This is a genomic window from Bacillus sp. A1 (assembly GCF_042296235.1).
GTDB classification, from domain to species: Bacteria; Bacillota; Bacilli; order Bacillales; family Bacillaceae; genus Bacillus; species Bacillus velezensis.
This window is the reverse complement of the sequence record NZ_CP141181.1, coordinates 2,484,373-2,507,074: the sequence shown is the minus strand read 5'-3', so window position 1 is coordinate 2,507,074 and position 22,702 is coordinate 2,484,373. Positions and strand designations below refer to the sequence as shown.

Annotated in this window: 27 protein-coding genes and 1 riboswitch; of the genes, 23 read left to right on the top strand and 4 right to left on the bottom strand. The window is 46.7% G+C overall.

All coding sequences use genetic code 11. The annotated features are described in order from the left end of the window. Positions 1-2 precede the first annotated feature (2 nt). Positions 3-1,673 carry a DEAD/DEAH box helicase gene (locus tag U2H13_RS12115; RefSeq protein WP_021494309.1) on the bottom strand — a complete coding sequence of 557 codons (1,671 nt, stop codon included), beginning with the start codon at positions 1,671-1,673 and terminating at the stop codon, positions 3-5. 144 nt (positions 1,674-1,817) lie between these two features. Continuing rightward, positions 1,818-1,918: riboswitch (glycine riboswitch) on the top strand. A 178-nt stretch (positions 1,919-2,096) separates the two neighbouring features. Between U2H13_RS12115 and gcvT the strand changes: the two genes are divergently transcribed. The 3 genes from gcvT to gcvPB are packed head-to-tail and all read left to right on the top strand — an operon-like array spanning position 2,097 to position 6,026. Further along, positions 2,097-3,197, top strand: a complete 1,101-nt coding sequence (gene gcvT / locus U2H13_RS12110) for a glycine cleavage system aminomethyltransferase GcvT (RefSeq protein ID WP_061890721.1) — start codon at positions 2,097-2,099, stop codon at positions 3,195-3,197. A gap of 14 nt (positions 3,198-3,211) precedes the next feature. Further along, positions 3,212-4,558 (top strand): aminomethyl-transferring glycine dehydrogenase subunit GcvPA, encoded by a 1,347-nt coding sequence (gene gcvPA, locus U2H13_RS12105; RefSeq protein WP_103526759.1) that lies wholly within the window; start codon positions 3,212-3,214, stop codon positions 4,556-4,558. Next, positions 4,551-6,026, top strand: a complete 1,476-nt coding sequence (gene gcvPB / locus U2H13_RS12100) for an aminomethyl-transferring glycine dehydrogenase subunit GcvPB (RefSeq protein ID WP_014418364.1) — start codon at positions 4,551-4,553, stop codon at positions 6,024-6,026. The genes gcvPA and gcvPB overlap by 8 nt, the downstream gene beginning before the upstream one ends. Before the next feature lie 52 nt (positions 6,027-6,078). On the opposite strand, the gene U2H13_RS12095 is transcribed toward gcvPB, so the two are convergent. After that, the gene (locus tag U2H13_RS12095) at positions 6,079-6,459 is read right to left on the bottom strand and encodes a rhodanese-like domain-containing protein (RefSeq protein ID WP_007408335.1); all 381 of its coding nucleotides are present in this window, start codon (positions 6,457-6,459) and stop codon (positions 6,079-6,081) included. 195 nt (positions 6,460-6,654) lie between these two features. Here U2H13_RS12095 and U2H13_RS12090 point away from each other — a divergent pair, with 195 nt between their 5' ends. The 3 genes from U2H13_RS12090 (at position 6,655) to U2H13_RS12080 (ending at position 9,009) form a co-directional block, all read left to right on the top strand. Beyond that, positions 6,655-7,491: a biotin/lipoate A/B protein ligase family protein gene (locus U2H13_RS12090; protein WP_003153114.1), complete on the top strand. Its 837-nt coding sequence runs from the start codon at positions 6,655-6,657 to the stop codon at positions 7,489-7,491. 99 nt (positions 7,492-7,590) lie between these two features. Next, positions 7,591-8,019 carry a transcriptional regulator MntR gene (gene mntR, locus U2H13_RS12085; RefSeq protein ID WP_007408338.1) on the top strand — a complete coding sequence of 143 codons (429 nt, stop codon included), beginning with the start codon at positions 7,591-7,593 and terminating at the stop codon, positions 8,017-8,019. A 114-nt stretch (positions 8,020-8,133) separates the two neighbouring features. Further along, positions 8,134-9,009 carry a patatin-like phospholipase family protein gene (locus U2H13_RS12080; protein WP_003153118.1) on the top strand — a complete coding sequence of 292 codons (876 nt, stop codon included), beginning with the start codon at positions 8,134-8,136 and terminating at the stop codon, positions 9,007-9,009. Here the strand turns inward: U2H13_RS12080 and U2H13_RS12075 are convergent. Together U2H13_RS12075 and U2H13_RS12070 are read right to left on the bottom strand one after the other, a co-directional pair. After that, on the bottom strand, positions 9,006-9,401 hold the full coding sequence (locus U2H13_RS12075) for an SA1362 family protein (protein WP_007408340.1): 396 nt from the start codon (positions 9,399-9,401) through the stop codon (positions 9,006-9,008). The genes U2H13_RS12080 and U2H13_RS12075 overlap by 4 nt on opposite strands. Positions 9,402-9,435: 34 nt before the next feature. Beyond that, the gene (locus U2H13_RS12070; protein ID WP_003153120.1) at positions 9,436-10,392 is read right to left on the bottom strand and encodes a DUF1385 domain-containing protein; all 957 of its coding nucleotides are present in this window, start codon (positions 10,390-10,392) and stop codon (positions 9,436-9,438) included. A gap of 221 nt (positions 10,393-10,613) precedes the next feature. On the opposite strand from U2H13_RS12070, the gene U2H13_RS12065 reads away from it, so the two are divergent. The 17 genes from U2H13_RS12065 to folD all read left to right on the top strand — a co-directional run bounded on the left by U2H13_RS12065 (position 10,614) and on the right by folD (position 22,654). Continuing rightward, positions 10,614-11,144, top strand: coding sequence for a YqhR family membrane protein (locus U2H13_RS12065; RefSeq protein WP_014418362.1), 531 nt, complete (start codon positions 10,614-10,616; stop codon positions 11,142-11,144). A 131-nt stretch (positions 11,145-11,275) separates the two neighbouring features. Next, complete coding sequence (locus tag U2H13_RS12060) at positions 11,276-12,337, top strand: Xaa-Pro peptidase family protein (RefSeq protein WP_007612522.1); 1,062 nt, start codon at positions 11,276-11,278, stop codon at positions 12,335-12,337. A 24-nt stretch (positions 12,338-12,361) separates the two neighbouring features. After that, positions 12,362-12,919, top strand: coding sequence for an elongation factor P (efp, locus tag U2H13_RS12055; protein ID WP_003153123.1), 558 nt, complete (start codon positions 12,362-12,364; stop codon positions 12,917-12,919). A 146-nt stretch (positions 12,920-13,065) separates the two neighbouring features. Next, positions 13,066-13,347 carry a YqhV family protein gene (locus U2H13_RS12050; RefSeq protein WP_003153124.1) on the top strand — a complete coding sequence of 94 codons (282 nt, stop codon included), beginning with the start codon at positions 13,066-13,068 and terminating at the stop codon, positions 13,345-13,347. Between the two features lie 77 nt (positions 13,348-13,424). Continuing rightward, positions 13,425-14,348 carry a stage III sporulation protein AA gene (gene spoIIIAA / locus U2H13_RS12045; protein ID WP_012117969.1) on the top strand — a complete coding sequence of 308 codons (924 nt, stop codon included), beginning with the start codon at positions 13,425-13,427 and terminating at the stop codon, positions 14,346-14,348. Next, on the top strand, positions 14,342-14,857 hold the full coding sequence (gene spoIIIAB, locus U2H13_RS12040) for a stage III sporulation protein SpoIIIAB (protein ID WP_007408343.1): 516 nt from the start codon (positions 14,342-14,344) through the stop codon (positions 14,855-14,857). The genes spoIIIAA and spoIIIAB overlap by 7 nt, the downstream gene beginning before the upstream one ends. 22 nt (positions 14,858-14,879) lie before the next feature. Then, positions 14,880-15,086 (top strand): stage III sporulation protein AC, encoded by a 207-nt coding sequence (gene spoIIIAC / locus U2H13_RS12035; protein ID WP_003153142.1) that lies wholly within the window; start codon positions 14,880-14,882, stop codon positions 15,084-15,086. Positions 15,087-15,098: 12 nt separating this feature from the next. Then, positions 15,099-15,488 (top strand): stage III sporulation protein AD, encoded by a 390-nt coding sequence (gene spoIIIAD / locus U2H13_RS12030; RefSeq protein WP_071392571.1) that lies wholly within the window; start codon positions 15,099-15,101, stop codon positions 15,486-15,488. 32 nt (positions 15,489-15,520) lie between these two features. Further along, a complete protein-coding gene (gene spoIIIAE / locus U2H13_RS12025; protein ID WP_003153145.1) occupies positions 15,521-16,729 on the top strand; it encodes a stage III sporulation protein AE in 1,209 nt (402 codons plus the stop codon). A gap of 16 nt (positions 16,730-16,745) precedes the next feature. Then, positions 16,746-17,366, top strand: a complete 621-nt coding sequence (gene spoIIIAF / locus U2H13_RS12020) for a stage III sporulation protein AF (RefSeq protein ID WP_003153146.1) — start codon at positions 16,746-16,748, stop codon at positions 17,364-17,366. Further along, a complete protein-coding gene (gene spoIIIAG / locus U2H13_RS12015; RefSeq protein ID WP_014418358.1) occupies positions 17,359-18,051 on the top strand; it encodes a stage III sporulation protein AG in 693 nt (230 codons plus the stop codon). Before spoIIIAF ends, spoIIIAG begins: the two co-directional genes overlap by 8 nt. Positions 18,052-18,054: 3 nt before the next feature. After that, the gene (locus tag U2H13_RS12010; RefSeq protein ID WP_007408346.1) at positions 18,055-18,705 is read left to right on the top strand and encodes a SpoIIIAH-like family protein; all 651 of its coding nucleotides are present in this window, start codon (positions 18,055-18,057) and stop codon (positions 18,703-18,705) included. A gap of 153 nt (positions 18,706-18,858) precedes the next feature. Beyond that, positions 18,859-19,338: an acetyl-CoA carboxylase biotin carboxyl carrier protein gene (gene accB / locus U2H13_RS12005; RefSeq protein WP_007612510.1), complete on the top strand. Its 480-nt coding sequence runs from the start codon at positions 18,859-18,861 to the stop codon at positions 19,336-19,338. Between the two features lie 14 nt (positions 19,339-19,352). Then, positions 19,353-20,705 carry an acetyl-CoA carboxylase biotin carboxylase subunit gene (accC, locus tag U2H13_RS12000; RefSeq protein WP_007408348.1) on the top strand — a complete coding sequence of 451 codons (1,353 nt, stop codon included), beginning with the start codon at positions 19,353-19,355 and terminating at the stop codon, positions 20,703-20,705. Positions 20,706-20,726: 21 nt separating this feature from the next. Next, a complete protein-coding gene (locus U2H13_RS11995) occupies positions 20,727-21,134 on the top strand; it encodes an Asp23/Gls24 family envelope stress response protein (RefSeq protein ID WP_003153156.1) in 408 nt (135 codons plus the stop codon). A 264-nt stretch (positions 21,135-21,398) separates the two neighbouring features. Further along, positions 21,399-21,791: a transcription antitermination factor NusB gene (nusB, locus tag U2H13_RS11990; RefSeq protein ID WP_007408349.1), complete on the top strand. Its 393-nt coding sequence runs from the start codon at positions 21,399-21,401 to the stop codon at positions 21,789-21,791. An 11-nt stretch (positions 21,792-21,802) separates the two neighbouring features. Next, positions 21,803-22,654 (top strand): bifunctional methylenetetrahydrofolate dehydrogenase/methenyltetrahydrofolate cyclohydrolase FolD, encoded by an 852-nt coding sequence (folD, locus tag U2H13_RS11985; RefSeq protein ID WP_007408350.1) that lies wholly within the window; start codon positions 21,803-21,805, stop codon positions 22,652-22,654. The last annotated feature ends 48 nt before the right edge of the window (positions 22,655-22,702 follow it).

Sequence of the window (22,702 nt, the reverse complement as noted above, 5' to 3'; positions counted from 1 at the left end):
GATTAAGATCCTTTTTTTCTGGCGGGCTTGTCCGTACCGTACGACAGAAAAGAGGTGAGATTGTCCATTTTGATTCTCATTTCTTCCTCTGTCAGCGAATGGCATAAAATATCATGCAAATGGTCTTCAAAATTGCTCACTTTGATTTTTGTTAAAATGTCATCTAATTCTCCGACGACATTTTCAAATAAATGAATTTTGTCATACAGAAGTTTTAAGATATGCTCTTCCACCGTATGTTTTGTCGCCATATTGTAGATATGGACATCTCTTTCCTGACCGAGTCTGTGAATCCTTCCGATTCTTTGTTCAAGCCGCATCGGGTTCCACGGGAGGTCATAATTGATAATATGGTTGCAGAATTGCAGGTTGATCCCCTCGCCTCCGGCTTCTGTAGCGATCAGCACCTGCACTTTGCCGCGGAAGAGATCCTTCATCCAGTCTTTTTTTCCGCGTTTAAATCCGCCTCTGAACGGAACGGAGCTTATGCCGTTCTGCTGAAGGAACCATTGCAGGTAAATCTGTGTCGCCCTGTATTCAGTAAAAATAATGACTTTATCATTAATCTTTTGGATCAAGTCAACAACTTGAATTGCTTTTGAGTTTTGCGTGACTTGATTGATGCGGTCCATTAAATTAGCGATCGTCTGGTCATCGAATGCGGGCGCATGTTTGTCTTTTTGGTCAAGCATTTTTTTGAGCGTCATATACACGGCTTCCCTGCTTGAACAGCACTCTCTTTGCAGCGTCATAATGGAAAATGCGCTTGCGGGCTTTTCCGTGCCGTTTTTCAGTGCGGCAATGTCATCGTAAAGCGCCTGTTCCGTCGGTGAAAAGGTGATCGGCACTGTTTCCACGTGGCGCTTCGTCCATGTAAGGCCGGTGTCGCTCCGCGTGTTGCGGATCATCACCTTATTGACGAGCTCTTTCAAATGCTCATGAGCGTCAATCCCGTCCTTCTGATTGAAGGTTTCTTGAAATCCGCTTTCATTTCCTAAATGGCCGGGCTTTAACAGTGACACTAAATTGAAGATTTCTTCGATCCGGTTTTGAATCGGCGTCGCCGTCAGAAGCAGGCAGTATTTCTTCACAAGACTTCTCGCAAATTCATAATTTTTCGTTTTGCTGTTTTTGAGCTTGTGCGCCTCGTCAATAATGACGAGATCATACGGAATAGAAAGCACAATGTCCTTGTGAGGCGAGCGTTTGGCCGTATCAATAGAAGAAACGACGATATCGCACTGTTCCCACACATAGCTTTTCTTCTGTTCAACAGCGGGTATCAAAAACTTCTCCTGAAGCTCTTTGACCCACTGGGAAACGAGTGATGCCGGCACAAGAATCAGGATTTTTTTGGCCAGCCCGCGAATCATGTATTCTTTTAAAATCAGGCCCGCTTCCACCGTTTTTCCGAGCCCCACTTCATCAGCTAAAATCGCCTTGCCGTTCATTTTTTCAACGACTTTCTGCGCGACTTCAAGCTGATGGGGAAGCGGAGTGAAATCGGGCAGGTATAAAGGAGCCCTCAATCCTTCAAATTCAGGAATGGCAAGGGTCTGCTGGACTTCAGCCGACAGTTTGTACATCTCCCAATTTGACCAGGGACCGTCCGTTTTCAGCCGCTCAGAAAACTCTCCCGGCCAGTTTGCATCAAATATGATCTCTGCTGTCATATGTAACAAAACCGCCTTTCTTTTAAAAAACTGATTTATCATAATTTTTGTTGCCGGACGTAAGTGAGGGTGGTAGGATATAAGTAATGATTTCACTAAAAGATATTGCTTTAGTATGTCCATAAAATTGGTAAATATGAGCGAATGACAGCAAGGGGAGAGACTCGGACGAAAGATGGGCGTCCGGGCGCCGAAGGAGCAAACTGCGGAGTGAATCTCTCAGGCAAAAGAACTCTTGCTCGACGCAACTCTGGAGAGTGTCTGCACTTAGAAGAAGCAGGCCACCAAAGGGGACGTCTTTATGATATGTTCATAAAGTAAACTTTCAGGTGCCGGGACAGAGAAACCTTCATTTTCATGAGGTGTTTCTCTGTCCTTTTTTATATGTTTTTACAATGCGCCAATGACTGAAGGGGGAAGATGATGCTGAAACGAACACCGCTTTATGACGTGTATAAAGAATACGGCGGAAAAACGATTGATTTTGGAGGATGGGAGCTGCCGGTTCAATTTTCTTCTATTAAAGAGGAGCATGAAGCCGTCCGCACAAAAGCGGGCCTGTTTGATGTGTCTCATATGGGGGAAGTTGAAGTATCCGGTAAAGACGCCCTGTCTTTTCTGCAAAAAATGATGACAAATGACGTTGCCGATTTAAAGCCGGGAAACGCGCTCTATACCGCCATGTGTTATCCTGACGGCGGTACGGTGGATGACTTGCTGATCTATCAGAAAAGCGAGAGCTGCTATCTGCTCGTGATTAACGCGTCCAATATTGAAAAAGACATCGCTTGGCTGACGGAACATGCAGAAGGCGATGTCACGCTGACGAATCAGTCTGACGGGATTTCACTGCTTGCCGTTCAGGGGCCGAATGCTCAGTCGGTTCTTGCGAAGCTGACTGAATGTGATTTGTCCTCCTTAAAGCCGTTTACGTTTATTGATGGGGCGGACGTTGCCGGACGACAAGTCCTGCTTTCAAGAACAGGCTATACCGGTGAAGACGGGTTTGAGTTATATTGCCGCAATGAAGATGCAGTTCATCTATTTAAGGAGATACTTGCAGCGGGAGAGTATGAAGGTCTCGTTCCGTGCGGCCTCGGCGCCCGTGATACGCTGAGATTTGAAGCGAAGCTTGCTTTATACGGTCAGGAATTGACGAAAGATATTACACCGATTGAAGCCGGAATCGGATTTGCCGTGAAACACAAGAAAGATTCCGATTTTTTCGGGAAGTCTGTATTGCGCGAACAGAAAGAAAAAGGAGCCCCGCGAAAGCTGGTCGGACTTGAGATGATTGAAAAAGGGATTCCGAGACACGGGTACGCCGTGAAAAAAGACGGTGTTCCGATCGGTGAAGTCACGACAGGCACGCAATCTCCGACTTTAAAGAAAAATATCGGCCTTGCCTTAATCAAAACGGAATTCAGTGAAGTCGGAACGGAAGTAGAAGTGGAAATCCGTAAAAAAACGGTAAAAGCGAAGATTGTCCGCACACCGTTTTATAAACGTCCAAAACAGAGCTGAAAAAGGAGAGTCATATGAAGCATCGATATTTGCCCGCGACAGAACAGGATAAAAAAGAAATGCTGAAAGCCATCGGCGCAGAAACAATTGATGAACTGTTTGCCGATATTCCGGAAAATGTACGGTTTCAAAAAGACTACCGCATTAAACAAGCAAAGTCAGAAACTGAGCTGACGAGAGAGCTGACAAAGCTTGCGGCGAAAAATAAAGACGCTGTTACATATGCATCTTTTCTGGGTGCAGGAGTGTACGATCACTACCAGCCGGTTATCGTCGATCATGTGATATCCCGATCAGAGTTTTACACGGCATATACGCCTTATCAGCCTGAAATCTCACAAGGAGAGCTGCAGGCGATTTTTGAATTTCAAACGATGATCTGTGAATTAACGGGAATGGATATCGCAAACTCCTCTATGTACGATGGGGGAACGGCGCTGGCGGAAGCGGCGATGCTTGCGTCGGGCCATACGAAAAAGAAAAAAATCGTCATTTCCGCAGCCGTTCATCCGGAATCACGGGATGTTTTGAAAACATACGCAAAGGGCCAATATATTGAGGTTGTAGAGGTTCCCGCGAAAAACGGCGTCACAGATCTTGAAGCATTGGAACATGCCGTTTGTGATGAAACGGCCGCCGTGATCGTCCAGTATCCGAACTTCTTCGGACAAATCGAGCCGTTAAAGGACATTGAGCCGCTCGCACATAAAGGAAACAGCCAGCTGATTGTTTCTTCAAACCCGCTCGCGCTCGGTATTTTGACACCGCCCGGGGCATGCGGAGCTGATATCGTCGTCGGGGACGCGCAGCCTTTCGGCATACCTGCGGCGTTCGGCGGCCCGCATTGCGGCTATTTTGCAGTAACGAAAAAACTGATGAGAAAGGTGCCGGGCCGGCTTGTCGGCCAAACGGAAGATGAAAACGGGCGAAGAGGCTTTGTTCTCACTCTTCAGGCGCGCGAGCAGCATATCAGAAGAGACAAAGCCACGTCTAACATTTGCTCAAATCAGGCGCTGAATGCTTTAGCGGCTTCAGTCGCGATGACGGCGCTCGGAAAAAACGGCGTCAAAGACATGGCCCGCCAAAATATATTGAAAGCTGATTACGCGAGACGCCAAGCGGAAAAAGCCGGCTTGCACGTAGCATTTGACGGCCCGATATTTAATGAATTTGCCGTCAGGCTGAATCTTCCCGTCAAGGAAGCAAACCGGCGGCTCCTGCAAGACGGCATAATCGGCGGATATGATTTAGGCCTTGCGTATCCGGAACTGAATCAGCATATGCTCATTGCCGTCACAGAGCTGAGAACAAAAGAACAGATCGATTCGCTTATTGCGGGATTGGGGGATCAACATGAATAATCAAGATCAGGCGCTTATTTTTGAAATGTCCCGCGAAGGGCGTATCGGTTACAGCCTTCCGGAGCTTGATGTGCCGGAAACAGAGCTTGAAAGTCTTCTTCCCGGTGACTATATCCGCGATGAAGACGCAAAGCTGCCGGAAGTATCAGAGCTCGATATTATGCGGCATTATACCGCTCTTTCTAAGAGGAACCACGGAGTTGATTCAGGCTTTTATCCGCTCGGCTCCTGTACGATGAAATACAATCCGAAATTAAATGAAAAAATTGCCCGGATCGCAGGTTTTTCCGCTATTCATCCGCTTCAGGACGAGGACACGGTTCAGGGGGCGCTTGAGCTTTTATACGATTTAAGCGGACACTTGGAGGAGATTACGGGCATGGACGAGGTGACGCTGCAGCCTGCGGCGGGCGCTCACGGCGAATGGACCGGTCTGATGATGATCCGCGCCTATCACGAAGCGCGGGGAGACTTCGGACGGACGAAGGTGATTGTCCCTGATTCAGCCCACGGCACGAATCCGGCATCCGCCACGGTCGCCGGTTTTGAAACGATTACCGTCAAGTCAAATGAGCACGGGCTGGTTGACATTGAAGATTTGAAAAGAGCGGTAAATGAAGAAACAGCGGCGCTGATGCTGACGAATCCGAACACCCTCGGGTTATTTGAGGAAAACATTACGGAAATGGCTGAAATCGTCCATCAGGCCGGCGGAAAGCTTTATTATGACGGAGCGAATTTAAATGCCGTTTTAAGTAAAGCAAGACCGGGAGATATGGGATTTGACGTCGTTCACCTTAATCTGCATAAAACATTTACCGGCCCGCACGGCGGGGGAGGACCTGGCTCAGGGCCGGTCGGCGTAAAAAAAGAATTCATTCCGTATCTGCCGAAACCCGTTCTCACGAAAAAAGAGGGCCGTTTGACTTTTGACTATGACCGGCCGCAGTCGATCGGGCGCGTAAAACCTTATTACGGCAACTTCGGCATTAATGTCAGAGCCTACACGTATATCCGGTCCATGGGGCCTGACGGCTTAAAAGCTGTGACCGAAAACGCGGTTTTAAATGCAAATTATATGATGAGAAGACTCGCGCCTTATTATGATCTCCCGTATGACCGTCATTGCAAGCATGAATTTGTGTTATCGGGTAGAAGGCAGAAAAAGCTTGGCGTACGAACGCTTGATATTGCCAAACGGCTTTTGGATTTCGGCTATCATCCGCCGACTGTGTATTTTCCTCTCAATGTTGAAGAAAGCATCATGATCGAACCGACGGAAACGGAATCAAAGGAAACGCTTAATGCGTTTATAGATGCCATGATTCAAATTGCGCGGGAAGCGGAGGAATCGCCTGAAATCGTTCAGGAGGCGCCGCATACAACAGTTGTCAAAAGAATGGATGAAACCAAGGCGGCAAGAAAGCCGGTTTTAAAGTACGAACATACACCTGACGTCAGCCGCTGACACGGTGTAAAAAAAGAGCTTCCGTATAAAACGGACAGCTCTTTTTTTATGATTAGTTTTTTGCTTTAATTTTTCCGCCCCATTTTTTAAATCCGCCTTTCAGGTTGTAAATATCTTTACAGCCGTGTTTGCGGAGCGTCTGTGCCGCGCGTCCACTGCGGACATTGTTTTGGCAGTACAGATAAACGGGTTTATCAGGACGGATTTCACTTTTGCGCTGTTTCAGCTGTGACAGCGGAATGTTGCGCGCGCCGAGAATATGGCCGCCTTCAAATTCATTCGGCTCACGGACGTCAATCAGCTGCGCTTTTCTGTAGCCCGCGCGGAATTCCTCTTCCGTAAGTGTTTTCATTAAACGCTGCTGGTAAAAATACGACACGATCATATAAACGATAAACGCCGCAACAATAATTAAAGCAATCATATTAGACAATGCGATTCTACTCCTTTAGCTTATAAAATCAAAACCCTGCTTCCTGAAAACAAGGCTTACCGGACGTTTTGGGACAAATACTATTATAGTAAAGCATGAAGCGATTGTCATCCTTAATGAAACGAAATATTTTTCATTTTCGCGGCAGTTTGTTAAACTAATTTTATTAAAACGATAAAGAAGGGTTCAAGGTGTATGGAAAAAGAAACATGGCGGTTTATTGACTCAGGGAATGAAAGCCCGGCATTTAACATGGCGCTGGATGAAGCGCTTTTATATTGGCACAGCCAAAAAAAAATTCCTCCGGTGATCCGTTTTTACGGCTGGAATCCGGCAACTTTGTCTGTCGGGTATTTTCAAAATATTAAGAAGGAAATTAACTTTGACGCAGTACATAAACACGGCCTCGGGTTTGTCAGAAGACCGACAGGCGGACGGGGTGTTCTGCATGATAAAGAATTGACATACAGCGTAATCGTTTCAGAGGATCACCCGGAAATGCCGGCCACGGTGACAGAGGCGTACCGGGTGATTTCAGAAGGTATTCTGCAGGGATTCAGAAACCTTGGACTTGATGCCTGCTTTGCGATTCCGCGAACGGAGAAAGAAAAAGAAAGCTTGAAAAATCCGCGCTCGTCCGTCTGCTTTGATGCGCCTTCGTGGTATGAACTGGTCGTCGAAGGACGGAAAGTTGCCGGAAGCGCACAGACACGCCAAAAAGGCGTCATTCTTCAGCACGGTTCCATCCTGCTTGACATTGATGAGGATAAGCTGTTTGATCTGTTTTTATATCCGAGCGACAGAGTCCGTGAGCGCATGCAGCGGAATTTCAAAAACAAAGCGGTAGCCATCAACGCCTTAGCGCCGAAACGGGTAACGATGGATGAGGCCAGAATCGCTTTTAAAGCCGGTTTTGAGGAAGGGCTGAACATTCATCTTGAGCCTTACACACTCACGTCTGAAGAGCTTGCATTTGTCAATGAGCTGGCTGAGACGAAATACGCGTCTGATGAATGGAATTATAAGCGCTGATAAGGCTTGACAGACCGGAAGCATCCTTGTTTTTTCATGACCGTTAGTGTAAACTTGTAATGGTTTATAAAGTTAAGGTGCTTTTTGGGAGGGTTACTTATGACAACACCAAGTATGGAAGATTATATTGAACAGATTTATATGCTGATAGAAGAAAAAGGATATGCACGGGTTTCTGATATCGCGGAAGCTTTGGCAGTCCACCCCTCCTCTGTAACGAAAATGGTTCAAAAACTAGATAAAGACGAGTATTTGATTTATGAAAAATATCGCGGGCTCGTATTGACGTCAAAAGGCAAAAAGATCGGCAAACGGCTCGTATACAGACACGAATTGCTTGAGCAGTTTTTAAGAATCATTGGTGTTGATGAAGAGAAGATTTACAATGATGTTGAAGGAATCGAACATCATCTGAGCTGGAACAGCATTGACCGCATCGGCGACCTCGTTCAGTATTTCGAAGATGACGAAAGCCGGAAAAAAGAATTGAAATCCGTACAGAAAAAAACCGAAAATCCCGGTGAATAAAGGGCAGCCCGAAATGGGGCGCCCTTTTTTTAATGTCTTCATTCTTTGGTCTATTTCGCCCAGCCGTTTCTTAAAATAATAATACACCTTGAGATGGAAGGGAGAGGGCGCGCTATGCAGATTGACGGCGTATTTTCGGGCGGGGGGATAAAAGGGGTGGCGCTTGCCGGCGCTTATGAAGCGCTGGAAGAAAAGGGCTTTCGCTTTGAAAGGCTCGCCGGAACAAGCGCCGGCGCAATTATTGCCGCATTTATCGCTGCGGGCTATACGAGCAGAGAGGTTCATTCCATCATAGATGAGGTGGACGGAAGGCAATTGCTTGATCAGAGATACTCATTCCTCCCGCTGAAAATCCTGCAGTGGGTGTCGATATATTGGCGCCTCGGACTATACAGAGGCGATATGCTGGAAAAATGGATTGCGGATAAATTAAAAGCGAAGGGCATCATCGCGTTCGGTGATTTGAAAAAAGGTTCGCTCCGTCTCATCGCTTCAGATCTGACGAACGGAACGATGATCGTGCTTCCTGACGATCTTCCCCGCTACGGATTAAATCCGGAAATGTTCCCGGTTGCCAGAGCCGTCAGAATGAGCTGCAGCATTCCTTATTTTTTTGAACCGATAAAACTGAAAACCGAAAAAGGCACCTCGACGGTCGTTGACGGCGGCGTGTTAAGCAATTTCCCGATTTGGCTGTATTCAAAAGAACGCAAACGGCCGGTCATCGGAATTTCACTTTCGCCCAACGAAAAAGAGCGCCCGAAAAAATCAATCCGCAACGCTTTTGAGCTGTTCGGGGCTTTGTTTGAAACGATGAAAGACGCTCATGATGCCAGGCATATCGCGACAAAGTACGAACAGAATATTATTTTTATTCCGGTGGAACATGTGATGGCGACGGAGTTTCATCTCACACCGCAAAAAAAACTAGCTCTCATTGAGCTAGGAAAAAGCAGAACAGAGCAATTTTTGAAGCAATGGAGCTATTAAAAAAGCGCTCTGTTTTTCTTTTTATTCTTTTTGCCTTCTATGACGGTAAGCTGGGTCTGGCTTTTTTTCTTAAGAATCATCGGCTTCGGTCTGCTGCTGCTCGGCACGCTCCGCAAATGGCTGACCCGGCCTCTGTGTCCGGCGCGGTGCTTCGCTTTTTGCTCCTTCATTCGGAGCCGCGATTGTCTGGCCGCTTTTCTGAAAGCGGTTCCGTCACGGCCGGTGCGGCGGTTCAGGACCGTCCTCACGATAAAATAAATAATGATGCCTGCGATAATAACGGTGATCGCTCTTGAAATCATCTGCCCGGGGTTGGTTACCGCGGCATAAATGAAACCGAATGCGCCAAGCGCTATCAATACAGCAAAAAAAGGTTGTACACGATGATTCATAACTGCCCACCTCCAAAATAATAACGGTAACGGTTCAGATTACGTTGTGAGACGGCTTTTCGCTCTGTTCTGAAATGTCTTCCAGTCTGAGAAGCTCGTTAAAGCTTTCTATGGCAACCTCGACCTGGTCATCCGCCGGTTCCTTTGTCGTTAAAAGCTGCAGCCACAGGCCGGGATAACCGAGCACTTTCAAAACGGGGATATTCCGCACTCTGTTCGTCAGCTGGAGCACTTCAAAGGAGATGCCGAGAACGACCGGTATAAGCGCAATCCTGTCTAAAATCCGCACCCAAAGCGGATCTGTCGGAACGAGTAAATAGACGAACATGCCGACAATGATCGTAAATAAAATAAAGCTTGAACCGCAACGGTAATGAAGCCGTGACTGTTTCTGAACATTTTCTATTGTAATTGGCAAATTCTGTTCATAACAGTTTATGACCTTATGTTCGGCTCCATGATATTGAAACACTCTTTTAATTAACGGCGTCATTGATAAAAAATAAATGTAGCCGAGAAGCAGAATAAGCTTAAACAGACTTTCGATTCCGATCTGCGCGGCGTCTGAGGAAAATACGGGCCTTACAAGCTCCGCTAAGAAGACCGGGACGAGCGTAAAAACGAATTTGCTGAACAAAAACGACAGAACGCCGATCACCGCCAGGCTGAAAAACATCGATAAGCCCGAACCCTTCTTATCTTCCTGCTCCAGCTTGGCGTCATCTTGAGGATCAAGCCCGTATCGTTCGCTGGAAAAGTTTAAATGCTTTGTGCCGTTGGCGCTCGCCTCAATGATGGCGACGATTCCCCGCAAAAAAGGAATCTTTTTTAAAGCCGAAAGCTTGGCGTTCGGCACTCTGGGAAGCTTGAAAAAATCAATGCTTCCGTCATTCCTGCGGATGGCGGTAACATAATTCTTTCTGCCGCCGAACATGACCCCTTCAACGACAGCCTGCCCGCCGTATGCAGGGGGCGTTTTTTGTTTGGACATTGTTTATCAACCTGCCTGTTTTTTTAGGATTTACTAACCATTTCCTTTCACTCTATTGTACAGGAAACCGCGGTAAACCTCTAGTTAGACAGTTGGGAAATCAATGCTTTTTCTACATGCAGTATACCCCGTTTCTTTAGATTTTACTCATTGAATGAAAATATGGCGCAGCTTTTTATGACTTTTCAATTTTGGGGCAGTCTATGACTGGAGGTGCCATGATGACAAGCGAAAAACATTCAGAACAGGAAGAAAAAAAGAAGCGGGATGATGATCAGCAGCCTGTTTCATTTACCGGCAGAATTTGCGGTATCGGATTTGCCGGCGGTGTATTTTGGAGTTTGATCGGCTATCTCGGGTATGTCTTTCATTTTTCAGAGATCAGCCCCAACATGATTCTTCAGCCGTTTATGATCGGAGAATGGAAAAAACAATGGCTCGGCACGATGGTCAGCATCGTTGTCATCGGATTCATTTCAATTGCCGGGGCGTTTATTTATTTCGTCTGCCTGAAGCGTTTTAAAACGATGTGGCCGGGGATGGTGTACGGCGTCATTTTATGGTGTGCGGTTTTTTTCTTATTCAATCCGATTTTCGAAGATGTGAAATCCATCACTGAATTGAAATCAGATACAATCGTGACGACGCTTTGCCTTTACATTCTGTACGGTTTGTTTGTCGGCTACTCAATTTCCTTCAACTACAATGAACTTACGTCAGACAAGCTTGCAAGGGCGCTCGGCAACAAGTGAATAAGTGTATAAACCCTGTCCGGTATGGTAAAATGTTCACGAGAAGTGAACATTTTTTATGCTGAAAACCGGGCGGGGATGCTCCCGCGTTGTCAGGCGGCAGTCAAGAATCGGCGAGGAGGAGAAAGGGAATGAAACTTGAGAAATTGCGAAATCTTTTCGGTCAGCTGGATATAGACGGAATGTTGGTGACAAGCTCCGCCAATCTGCAGTATATGACGGGATTTACGGGTTCGTCAGGCCTTGCGGTCATATCGAAAGAACGTGCGGCATTTATCACGGATTTCCGTTACACCGAGCAGGCGAAGACGCAAGTGAAGGGTTTTGACATTATCGAGCACGGCGGAAGCTTAATCCAAACGGCTGCGGATACGATTCTTGAGTACGGCATTAAAAAACTCGGCTTCGAGCAAAACAGCATGACGTACGGAACATATGCATCCTATCAAGCGGTGCTGCAGGAAGCGGAGATGGTTCCCGTCGCGGATTCGGTTGAAAAGTTGCGCTTGATTAAGTCAAGTGAAGAGATTAAGATATTAGAGGAAGCTGCGAAGATTGCGGATGATGCGTTTGAACATATTCTGACGTTTATCAAACCGGGCATCTCAGAGATTTCAGTTGCAAACGAGCTTGAATTTTATATGAGACGTCAAGGAGCGGACGGCTCTTCCTTTGATATGATCGTCGCCTCGGGAGTCAGATCCAGCCTTCCCCACGGAGTGGCAAGCGGCAAATTGATTGAAAAGGGAGACTTGGTCACGCTCGATTTCGGCGCTTATTATAAAGGCTATTGTTCTGATATCACACGCACCGTCGCGGTCGGAGAGCCAAGTGATAAACTGAAAGAGATTTATCAGGTCGTATACGATGCCCAAGCGCTTGGTGTCCTGCATATTAAACCCGGCATGACGGGGAAAGAAGCGGACGCTCTGACGAGGGATCACATCACCGCGAAAGGCTACGGACAGTATTTCGGCCATTCGACAGGACACGGGTTCGGAATGGAAGTCCATGAATCACCGGGGCTGTCTTTCAGGTCATCGGCCGTTCTTGAGCCGGGCATGGCGGTAACGGTCGAGCCGGGCATATACATACCGGATGTTGGGGGCGCAAGAATCGAAGATGATATCATCATCACTGAGGACGGCAACCGGACAATTACGCATTCCCCTAAAGAATTAATTATTTTGTGATCGGAATATAGGAGGACATCAAACATGATTTCAGTTAACGATTTTCGTACAGGACTAACGATTGAAGTAGACGGCGGCATTTGGCGCGTCGTTGACTTCCAGCACGTAAAGCCGGGAAAAGGAGCGGCATTTGTCCGTTCTAAATTGCGTAACCTGCGCACGGGCGCTATTCAGGAGAAAACATTCCGTGCAGGTGAAAAAGTCGCGAAAGCGCAAATCGAAACAAAAACGATGCAGTATCTTTATGCCAACGGCGATCAGCACGTGTTCATGGATACAAGCTCATATGAACAGCTTGAATTGAACGAAAACCAAATCGAAGAAGAATTGAAATACCTTCTGGAAAATATGTCTGTGCACATCATGATGTATCAGTCTGAAACGCTCGGTATTGAACTGCCGAACACAGTTGAACTGAAAGTTGTTGAAACAGAGCCGGGAATTAAAGGCGACACGGCGTCAGGCGGCACAAAACCTGCCAAAACGGAAACAGGTCTTGTCGTAAACGTACCGTTCTTCGTGAACGAAGGCGATACGCTTGTTGTAAATACATCAGACGGTTCTTACGTGTCAAGAGCGTAGTTAAAGAAATTCGGAGTCTGCTCCTTTTACGGGGCAGGCTTTTTTTGCGTTCTGCATCAAATCTTTCTTCTATATGAAAATAGTGAGACTACTTCCGTCAGCTAGAGCATATAGTGTAACAAAATGCTTGAAGTTGGGGGATTGCAATGAAATTTTTGTTTGGTTCAATCAATTCTACTGTTTTAACGATGGCCGGTTTACGAGTTTTGTCCTCGCTCATTGAATTATCGGCCGCTATTATCATGCTTTTGACAAACGACATCAGAAAAGCGGTTGTGGTGAATAGTATTTTGGCAATCGTCGGCCCGCTGATCTTTATCATCACAATGACGATCGGCATTTATCAGATTGCCGGACAGCTCTCATATGCAAAGTTAATATTGATTTTTGCGGGAGTGGTGCTGATTTTGGCCGGTGTGCATAAATAGAGGGCCGGGGTGTCATAAAGTCTGTCCCGGATCATACATTTTAAAGAAGCCAATCGGTAAAAAAGGAGGAGACTCTATTGAATGAGATTACAGAGGTTCTCCCTGAATTATTGAGAGATGCCATCTCCGCCGTGCCCGAAGAAGCGAGGCGGGATACAGAAGAAATCAGAATCCGCGTCGACAGGCCGGTTGAACTGATCCAAAAAGGACAACCTTTGTATTTGTCATATGTGTGCACGGCCGGCGACGCACAGCTGATCCTCAGCCGGCTCAGCAATTACAGTATGTACACGCTGGAAGAAGAGCTGAAAAAAGGATACATCACAATCAGAGGAGGCCACCGTGTGGGGCTGGCCGGAAGAGTCATCGTCGAAAACGGAGCCGTCAAAGGACTCCGGGATATTACTTCTTTTAATATCCGAATCGCCCGGGAGAAGCTGGGGATCGCAGAACCGCTCATTCCTTTCTTATGGAAAGAAAACTGGCTGAACACGCTGATCATCGGTCCTCCGCAAACGGGGAAAACGACCTTGCTTCGTGATTTGGCCCGGCTTTCCAGCACCGGATCAAAACGCATTCCTGCAAAAAAAACAGGTATCGTAGATGAACGGTCGGAAATTGCCGGCTGCCTGCGGGGCATTCCCCAGCACAGTTTCGGCCGCAGAATCGATGTCCTTGATGCCTGTCCGAAGGCGGAAGGGCTGATGATGATGATCCGCTCTATGAGTCCTGATGTCATAATTGTGGATGAAATCGGGAGAATGGAAGACTCACAAGCGCTGCTGGAGGCGCTCCATGCGGGCGTATCCGTTATCGTATCTGCGCACGGGTGGGACATGAAAGACTTGGTAAAGAGGCCGTCGCTGAAAATGCTTTGGGAGGAAAACGTGTTTGACCGGTATGTTGAACTGTCAAGGCGCCGCGGTCCGGGAACGATCAGCAGGATGTACGGAAAGGACGGGGAACCTGTTCCGCATGCTGAAAGCGTGATGACATGCTGAAGCTTTTGGGTGCCGTGTTTATTCTGACAGCGACGACTTGGACCGGATTTGAGATCGCCAAAATGTATATTGAAAGGCCGAGGCAGATCCGTCAGCTGCGCGCGGCGCTCCAATCGCTTGAAGCGGAAATCATGTTCGGGCATACACCGCTGCATACCGCCTCGGGACAAATTGCCGCACAGCTTTCCAAACCTGTATCGTTATTGTTTCAAGCTTTCAGCAGAAGGCTTGAGCAGGGAAGCGATTCCGCCAAAACGGCTTGGGAACAGAGCTTGAAACATAACTGGTCTTCCATGGCGATGAAAAAAAGCGAATATGATGTGCTGAAGCAATTCGGAGAGACGCTCGGGCTCCATGACCGTGTTTCTCAGCAGAAACATATCAAGCTTGCGCTTACACATTTGGAAGCGGCGGAAGCGGATGCCGGACGGGCGCAGGCGAAAAATGAAAAAATGGTGAAAAGCTTAGGATTTTTAGCCGGACTGTTACTCATTCTTCTATTGATGTAAACATGAGGGGAGCAAACATAAAATGGGAGTCGACGTAAATGTCATTTTTCAAATCGCCGGAGTCGGTATCGTGGTTGCGTTTCTGCACACCATACTTGATCAAATGGGAAAAAAAGAATACGCCCAGTGGGTGACGCTGCTTGGCTTTATCTATATTTTATTTATGGTGGCGACGATTGTCGATGACCTGTTCAAAAAGATCAAAGCTGTGTTTCTATTCCAAGGATAGGGGGGCTTACAGATTGAGATTGTTCAAATTGTAGGTTTAGGCCTGATCGCCACATTTCTCTCCCTGATCGTAAAAGAACAGAAACCGACTTTCGCGTTTATGATTGTCGTCTTCAGCGGCTGCGTGATCTTTCTTTATCTCATCGACCAGATTTACGACATTATCAGAATGATAGAAAAAATAGCCGTCAATGCAAATGTCAATATGGTCTATGTGGAAACCATTTTAAAAATTATCGGCATCGCCTACATCGCTGAATTCGGAGCGCAGCTTACAAAGGATGCGGGCCAGGGAGCGATTGCTTCGAAAATAGAGCTGGCCGGAAAAATTTTGATACTGGTAATGGCCGTGCCGATACTCACCGTCATTATTGAAACGATTCTCGGACTTATTCCTTCTTGATCATAAATAAAATGGAAAGGGGGGCACAAAAAATGAAGCGCTTTCGGTGGGCGGGAGCTTTTTTGTTCATCCTCTTATTTTTTCAGACTGAATGTGTACAAGCTGCCGGAACAGACGGTGCGTCGCAGGAAACCGCAGTTCACCAAGAATCCGCTGATGAAGTGGCGAAAAAGCAGGCCGAAGCGCTGAAAACAGAAGGCATCGGAAAGTTTTGGGACGACATCATGACAGAATACGGCGGTCTTCTGCCTGAAAGCCAAAAGGGAAGCATCATCGACTTTATTAACGGAGAAAAAACGTTCTCACCGGAGGCATGGCTGAAGGCTTTATTTTCATACTTGTTTCATGAAGTGCTCGCAAACGGAAAGCTTCTGGGAACTTTGATTCTTCTCACCATTTTTTGTGTCATTCTGCAGCTCCTGCAAAATGCGTTCCAGCAGAGCACCGTCAGCAAAGTGGCTTATGCAATCGTCTACATGGTGCTGATTATTCTCGCTTTAAACAGCTTTCATGTTGCTGTCAATTATGCCAGTGAAGCGATCCAGACGATGACAAGCTTCATTCTCGCGCTTATCCCGCTTTTACTCGCGCTTTTGGCGTCTTCCGGGGGAGCCGTCTCCGCAGCTTTTTTTCACCCCGTTATTTTATTTCTGATGAATACGAGCGGCCTTCTCATTCAAAACATTGTCATGCCGCTTATCTTCCTGTCAGCGATTTTAAGCATCGTCAGCACGATGACGGATCAATATAAAGTCACGCAGCTTGCCAATCTGCTCAGAAATATCGCGATCGGCGCGCTTGCCGTATTCCTCACCGTGTTTCTCGGCGTCATCTCCGTACAGGGGGCTTCGGCTGCCGTGACGGACGGGATTACGCTCAGGACTGCAAAATTTATAACAGGCAATTTTATTCCCGTGCTCGGCCGGATGTTTACGGATGCGACGGATACGGTCATCAGCGCCTCGCTCCTATTAAAAAACACCGTGGGAATCCTCGGAGTCGGAATTTTGATCTGCATCTCCGCGTTTCCGGCGATCAAAGTGCTCTCGCTCGCTTTTATTTATAAGCTCGCGGCCGCTATTCTGCAGCCGCTCGGAGGCGGGCCCGTCATTACGTGCCTCGGCGTCATCAGCAGAAGCGTACTGTATATTTTCGCGGCGCTCGCCATCGTCTCTCTCATGTTTTTCCTCAGCATCACAGTCATTATTACAGCAGGCAACCTCACCATGATGATGAAATAAAGGAGGCCCATTGGATATGAGCTTTTTAACAGAATGGCTGACAAGCATTATTTTATTTATCTTATTCGCCATCGTCATCGACATGCTGCTGCCCAGCTCCAGTATGCAAAAATACGCAAAGATGGTTGTCAGCCTGCTGTTAATCATTGTCATGCTCAACCCGATATTCAAACTTTTCAAAACAGACCCGGAAATCATCTTCGATTATTTGACAAAACAAGAGCAATCTCAATCCGCTGATATAAAAAATCAAATCAAATCAGAAAAAAAAGAAATACAAGCATCAAACCGCGCATATGTTTTAGAAGAAATGGCTGTCCAACTAAAAAAGAAAGCGGAGGAGATGTTCAGTCATGACGAATACAAAATAGACGACATCCGCCTTACAGCGGAAGAACAGGTTCGTTCAGAAGAAGATGTAAAAACGATCAGCGTGTATATGGCCCCATCTTCTGAAAAAACCGTGCAAACCGTCGCACCGATCGACATCCGCACAGACCGCAAATACGAACCGGAAGGCGCAGCCGACAAAAAAGAGGCCGCAGACATCAAAGAAAAACTTGCGGATATATGGGAAATCGGCAGTGAGAAAATTACGGTTTATATGGAAGGCGGGGAGAAAAACGGCCATGAATAAAAACGGACTATGGACCATACTCAAAAAACAGCTGATGATCGGACAGGCGAAAGACGGAGAAAAACCAAAACTGACAAAATATCATTACTTTCTGTTCGTGTTTGTGCTCGGGGTATCTTTTATGCTGGTCAGCCAGCTGTTCTCTTCACCGGAGAAAACCGGGAAGGACCAAACGGCGCAGACCGTCATGTCCGGCCGAACGGAAGACAAAAGCGGGCAAAAAAGCGCACCCGTTTTTAAGGCATCGAAAGACGGCAGCGCAAAAACCACGATCGATGATTACGAAAGAGACTATGAAAACCAGCTGAAAGAAATCCTTGAAACGATTATCGGCGTGGAGGATGTCTCAATTGTCGTAAACGTAGACGCAACATCTTTGAAAGTGTTTGAGAAAAATAAAACGAAAAAAGACACCACTACTGAAGAAACCGATAAAGAAGGCGGCAAAAGAAGCGTAACCGATCAAACCTCTGAAGAACAAATTGTCATGATTCGAAACGGGGACCAGGAAACCCCGGTCGTCGTCCAGACGAAAAAGCCCGATATCCGCGGTGTACTCGTTGTCGCTCAGGGAGTGGACAACGTTCAAATAAAAAAAACCATCATTGATGCCGTCACAAGGGTGCTCGATGTTCCGAGCTATCGTGTAGCGGTTGCCCCTAAAAAAATCAAGGAGGATTCATAAATCATGCTGAAAAAACAAACGGTTTGGCTTTTAACAATGCTCAGTCTCGTCGTGGTATTAAGTGTTTATTATATTATGTCGCCGGAAAGCAAAAATGCCGTGCAGATGAAAAGCGAAAAAAGCAGCGGAGAAGTCGCCACTGAAAAAACGCCGGCTCCTGAAACGAAAGATAAGAGCGGAAGCGGCACGGAAAAAGAAGACGGCACAAAAGGAACGAAAGATTCTAAAGGCACAAAAGAGGATAAAGAAACATCAGCCGAAGCATCGGACAAAGACGGATCGGTCGCCACAGAAACAGCTGATGAAAACTTATTTACCGCATACCGTATGGAACTTGAAGACGCGAGAAGCAAAGAAAGGGAACAGTTAAACAGCATTGTTTCAAGCGATGATGCGACCGCAAAGGAAAAAAGCGAAGCCTACGATAAAATGACGGCGCTGAGCAATGCTGAAGGGACGGAAAAACAGCTGGAAACGCTGATTAAAACACAAGGCTACAAAGATGCGCTCGTGGATGCTGAAGGAGACAAAATCAACATTACCGTCATGTCTGACAAACATTCAAACGCAAAAGCTTCCGCTATCATTGACCTGGTGGAAAAAGAAATCAAGACGATGAAAGACGTCGCCGTCACGTTTGAACCGACAAAGTAAGAGACCTGAACCGCCCGCACCCGCTGCGGGCTTTTCTGATGTCATTTTAGATCAGTGTTGAATTTACACAAGCGCTCCTGTAAGATAAACATAGTATGTACTTTTAGTAGCAACCCATAAATTTCTATTTTTTATACATAGGAGTGGAAACTGATGTTAAAAATCAACGAAATTCATGAACTGATAAAAAGAATCGATGAATCTTCCATCGACGAATTTGTTTACGAAATTGAAGGCGTAAGCCTCAAACTGAAAAAAAATGAAGCGCCGGCAGTGAATGTAACGGGACAAGCCCAAGCCGTTCCCGCCGCTTACGCACCTGCTCCGCAGGCTGCAAAACCGGAAGCGCGTGAAGCCGCTCCTGCTCAGGAAGCGCCGAAACAAGACGAAAACCTGCACAAAATTACGTCTCCGATGGTCGGAACGTTTTATGCTTCTTCATCGCCGGAAGCCGGCCCTTACGTAAACCAAGGTTCAAAAGTGAGCGAAAATACAGTTGTTTGTATCGTAGAAGCAATGAAACTCTTTAACGAGATTGAAGCCGAAGTAAAAGGAGAAATCGTTGAAGTGTTAGTTGAAAACGGCCAGCTGGTCGAATACGGACAACCTCTATTTCTTGTAAAAGCTGAGTAAGGAGACCTGCTATTATGATTAAAAAGCTATTGATCGCCAACCGAGGAGAAATCGCCGTCAGAATCATCCGGGCCTGCAAAGAGCTGGGCATTGAAACTGTAGCCGTTTATTCTGAGGCAGATAAAGACGCCCTGCATGTCCAAATGGCCGATGAGGCTTTTTGTATCGGGCCGAAAACATCAAAAGAAAGCTATTTAAATGTAACGAACATCGTCAGCGTCGCAAAGCTGACCGGCACGGATGCGATTCATCCGGGATACGGGTTTTTAGCTGAAAACGCCGACTTTGCCGAGCTGTGCGAGGAATTAAACGTAACGTTTGTCGGCCCTACGGCTGACGCCATTTCAAAAATGGGAACAAAAGATATCGCGCGCGACACGATGCAGCTGGCGGGCGTGCCGATTGTGCCCGGTTCAAAAGGAATCATAAAAAATACGGAAGAAGCGGTTTCGCTTGCAGGTGAAATTGGGTATCCTGTCATTATAAAAGCCACTGCGGGCGGAGGCGGAAAAGGCATCCGGGTCGCACGCACAGAAGAAGAACTGATCAAAGGCATTGAGATTACCCAGCAGGAAGCCGCTACGGCATTCGGAAATCCGGGTGTGTACATCGAGAAGTACATCGAAGATTTCCGCCATGTTGAAATTCAGGTGCTTGCGGATAATTACGGAAACACGATCCATCTCGGAGAGCGTGACTGTTCTATCCAAAGACGTCTGCAAAAACTTCTTGAAGAGTCACCGTCACCTGCGCTTGATTCTGAAATCAGGGAGCAGATGGGCGAAGCAGCGGTAAAAGCAGCTAAGGCCGTCGGTTACACGGGAGCCGGCACAGTAGAATTCATCTATGACTACAGAGAACAGCGCTACTACTTCATGGAAATGAACACGCGTATTCAAGTAGAGCACCCTGTCACAGAAATGGTGACGGGAACAGATCTGATCAAAGAACAGATCAAAGTGGCATCCGGACAGGAGCTTTCGCTCAGACAGGAAGACGTTGAATTTAACGGCTGGGCGATTGAATGCCGCATCAACGCTGAAAATCCTGCGAAAAACTTCATGCCTTCACCCGGTAAAATTAACATGTACCTGCCGCCGGGCGGACTTGGCGTACGCGTGGATTCAGCCGCATATCCCGGCTATTCGATCCCGCCGTACTATGACAGTATGATTGCTAAAGTCATCACATACGGAACAACGCGTGATGAGGCAGTCGCACGGATGAAACGCGCGCTGAGCGAATTCGTGATTGAAGGTATTGAAACGACGATTCCGTTCCATTTGAAACTGCTTGAACACGAAACATTTGTCAGCGGAGAGTTTAATACAAAGTTTTTAGAAACATATGATGTAATGGGCTCATAATTTTTGCGGGAGGTGAATTGAATGGAAGACAACAGTGTGCTTAAAATGGATCATGATGAGGCTCATTTAGGCAAGGTTGAAATTGCTCCTGAGGTCATTGAAGTCATTGCCGGCATCGCCGCTTCCGAAGTTGAAGGAGTTGCTGAAATGCGCGGCAATTTCGCCACGGGCGTCGTAGAACGCTTCGGCAAAATCAATCACGGCAAAGGCGTAAAGGTCGATTTAGCCGATGACGGGATTACCATCGACGTCTATTGCGTCGTTCAATTCGGGATCTCGATCCCGAAAGTGGCGGCAAGCGTTCAGGAGAATATCCGCCAAACCTTATTAAACATGACGTCTCTGACCATTAATGAAATCAATATTCATATCGTCGGCATTCAATTTGACACGAAAGCCCAAGAAGTCGAAATCGACGAAGAAATGTAATGAGCGTATAAAAACCAAGGGGATGGGCAGCCCTTTGGTTTTTTATACGTTTCCCGTCATTTCAGGCATGAAGAAAGCCGGCTTACAAACGGCAGCCGAGTTTCTTCATGCTGTGAAATCCGAATGAAATTAATACGGTTTGTGAAAATATTCGGCATTAGGGTGAAAAAACCTAAATTTCGACATGCGATTGAGAAAAAAATATGTTATGATCTCTTTAAGCTTAACGACAAGCGGATAAAGCGGATCTGAAGGAGAAAGAAAATGAAAAGAAGAACAGCTAGAGAAAAAGCTTTGCAGGCACTTTTTCAGATTGATGTCAGCGATATTGCACCGAACGATGCCATTGAGCACGCGCTCGATGGTGAAAAAACAGATGCCTTCTTTGAACAGCTGGTGTACGGAGTGATCGAACATCAGGTTCAGCTTGATGAAATGATTTCCGGCCATCTCGTCAATTGGAAGCTTGACCGGATTGCAAACGTAGACCGCGCGATCCTGCGTCTGGCGGTGTATGAAATGGTTTATTCTGACGACATTCCTGCTAACGTGTCATTAAACGAAGCAATCGAGCTGGCAAAACGGTTCGGCGACGATAAAGCTGCAAAATTCGTAAACGGGGTTCTTTCTAACATTAAAACTGATATCGAATCATAGGAGGAAAGAAAATGACTGCAACAATCATCGACGGAAAAGAAACGGCTAAAGAAAAACGCGAACAATTGGCAAAAGAAGTAGAAGAGCTGAAAGCACAAGGCGTAGTGCCTGGCTTGGCGGTCATTTTAATCGGAGACGATCCCGCTTCTGTTTCATATGTGACAGGCAAGAAAAAAGCCGCTGAAACAATGGGAATGAAATTTAAGCTTGACCGCTTTGACTCAAGCTTAACCGAGGCGGAGCTTTTAACAGTGATTGATCAGTATAATCAAAATCCGGAATTCCACGGCATTCTCGTCCAGCTGCCGCTCCCGGATCATATTTCTGAAAAAGCCGTAATCGAGCGGATCTCCCCTGATAAGGATGTTGACGGTTTCCACCCTCTCAACGTCGGGAAAATGCTGCTTGGCGAAGATACATTTCTTCCATGCACGCCGCACGGAATTGTCGAGTTACTGAAAAAGACGAACGTAGATCTTTCCGGCAAAGAAGTTGTTGTAGTCGGACGAAGCAATATAGTCGGTAAACCGGTCGGCCAGCTGCTGCTGAACGAAAACGCGACCGTCACATATTGCCATTCCCGCACGAAAAATATGTCTGAGCATACGAAAAAAGCAGATATTCTTGTGGTAGCGGTCGGTAAAGCGAACTTCATCAAAGCCGATCAAATCAAAGAGGGCGCCATTGTCATTGATGTCGGCGTCAACCGTCTCGAAAGCGGAAAACTCTGCGGAGACGTTCAGTTTGATGAAGCGAAAGAAAAAGCATCTTTCATTACGCCGGTGCCGGGCGGAGTAGGTCCGATGACCATCACAATGCTTGCGCATAATACTGTTAAATCTGCCAGACGTACGTTATCATAGATAACCGGAGACAGTCACAAAAAGTGTGACAATGAGCACGATACCCGC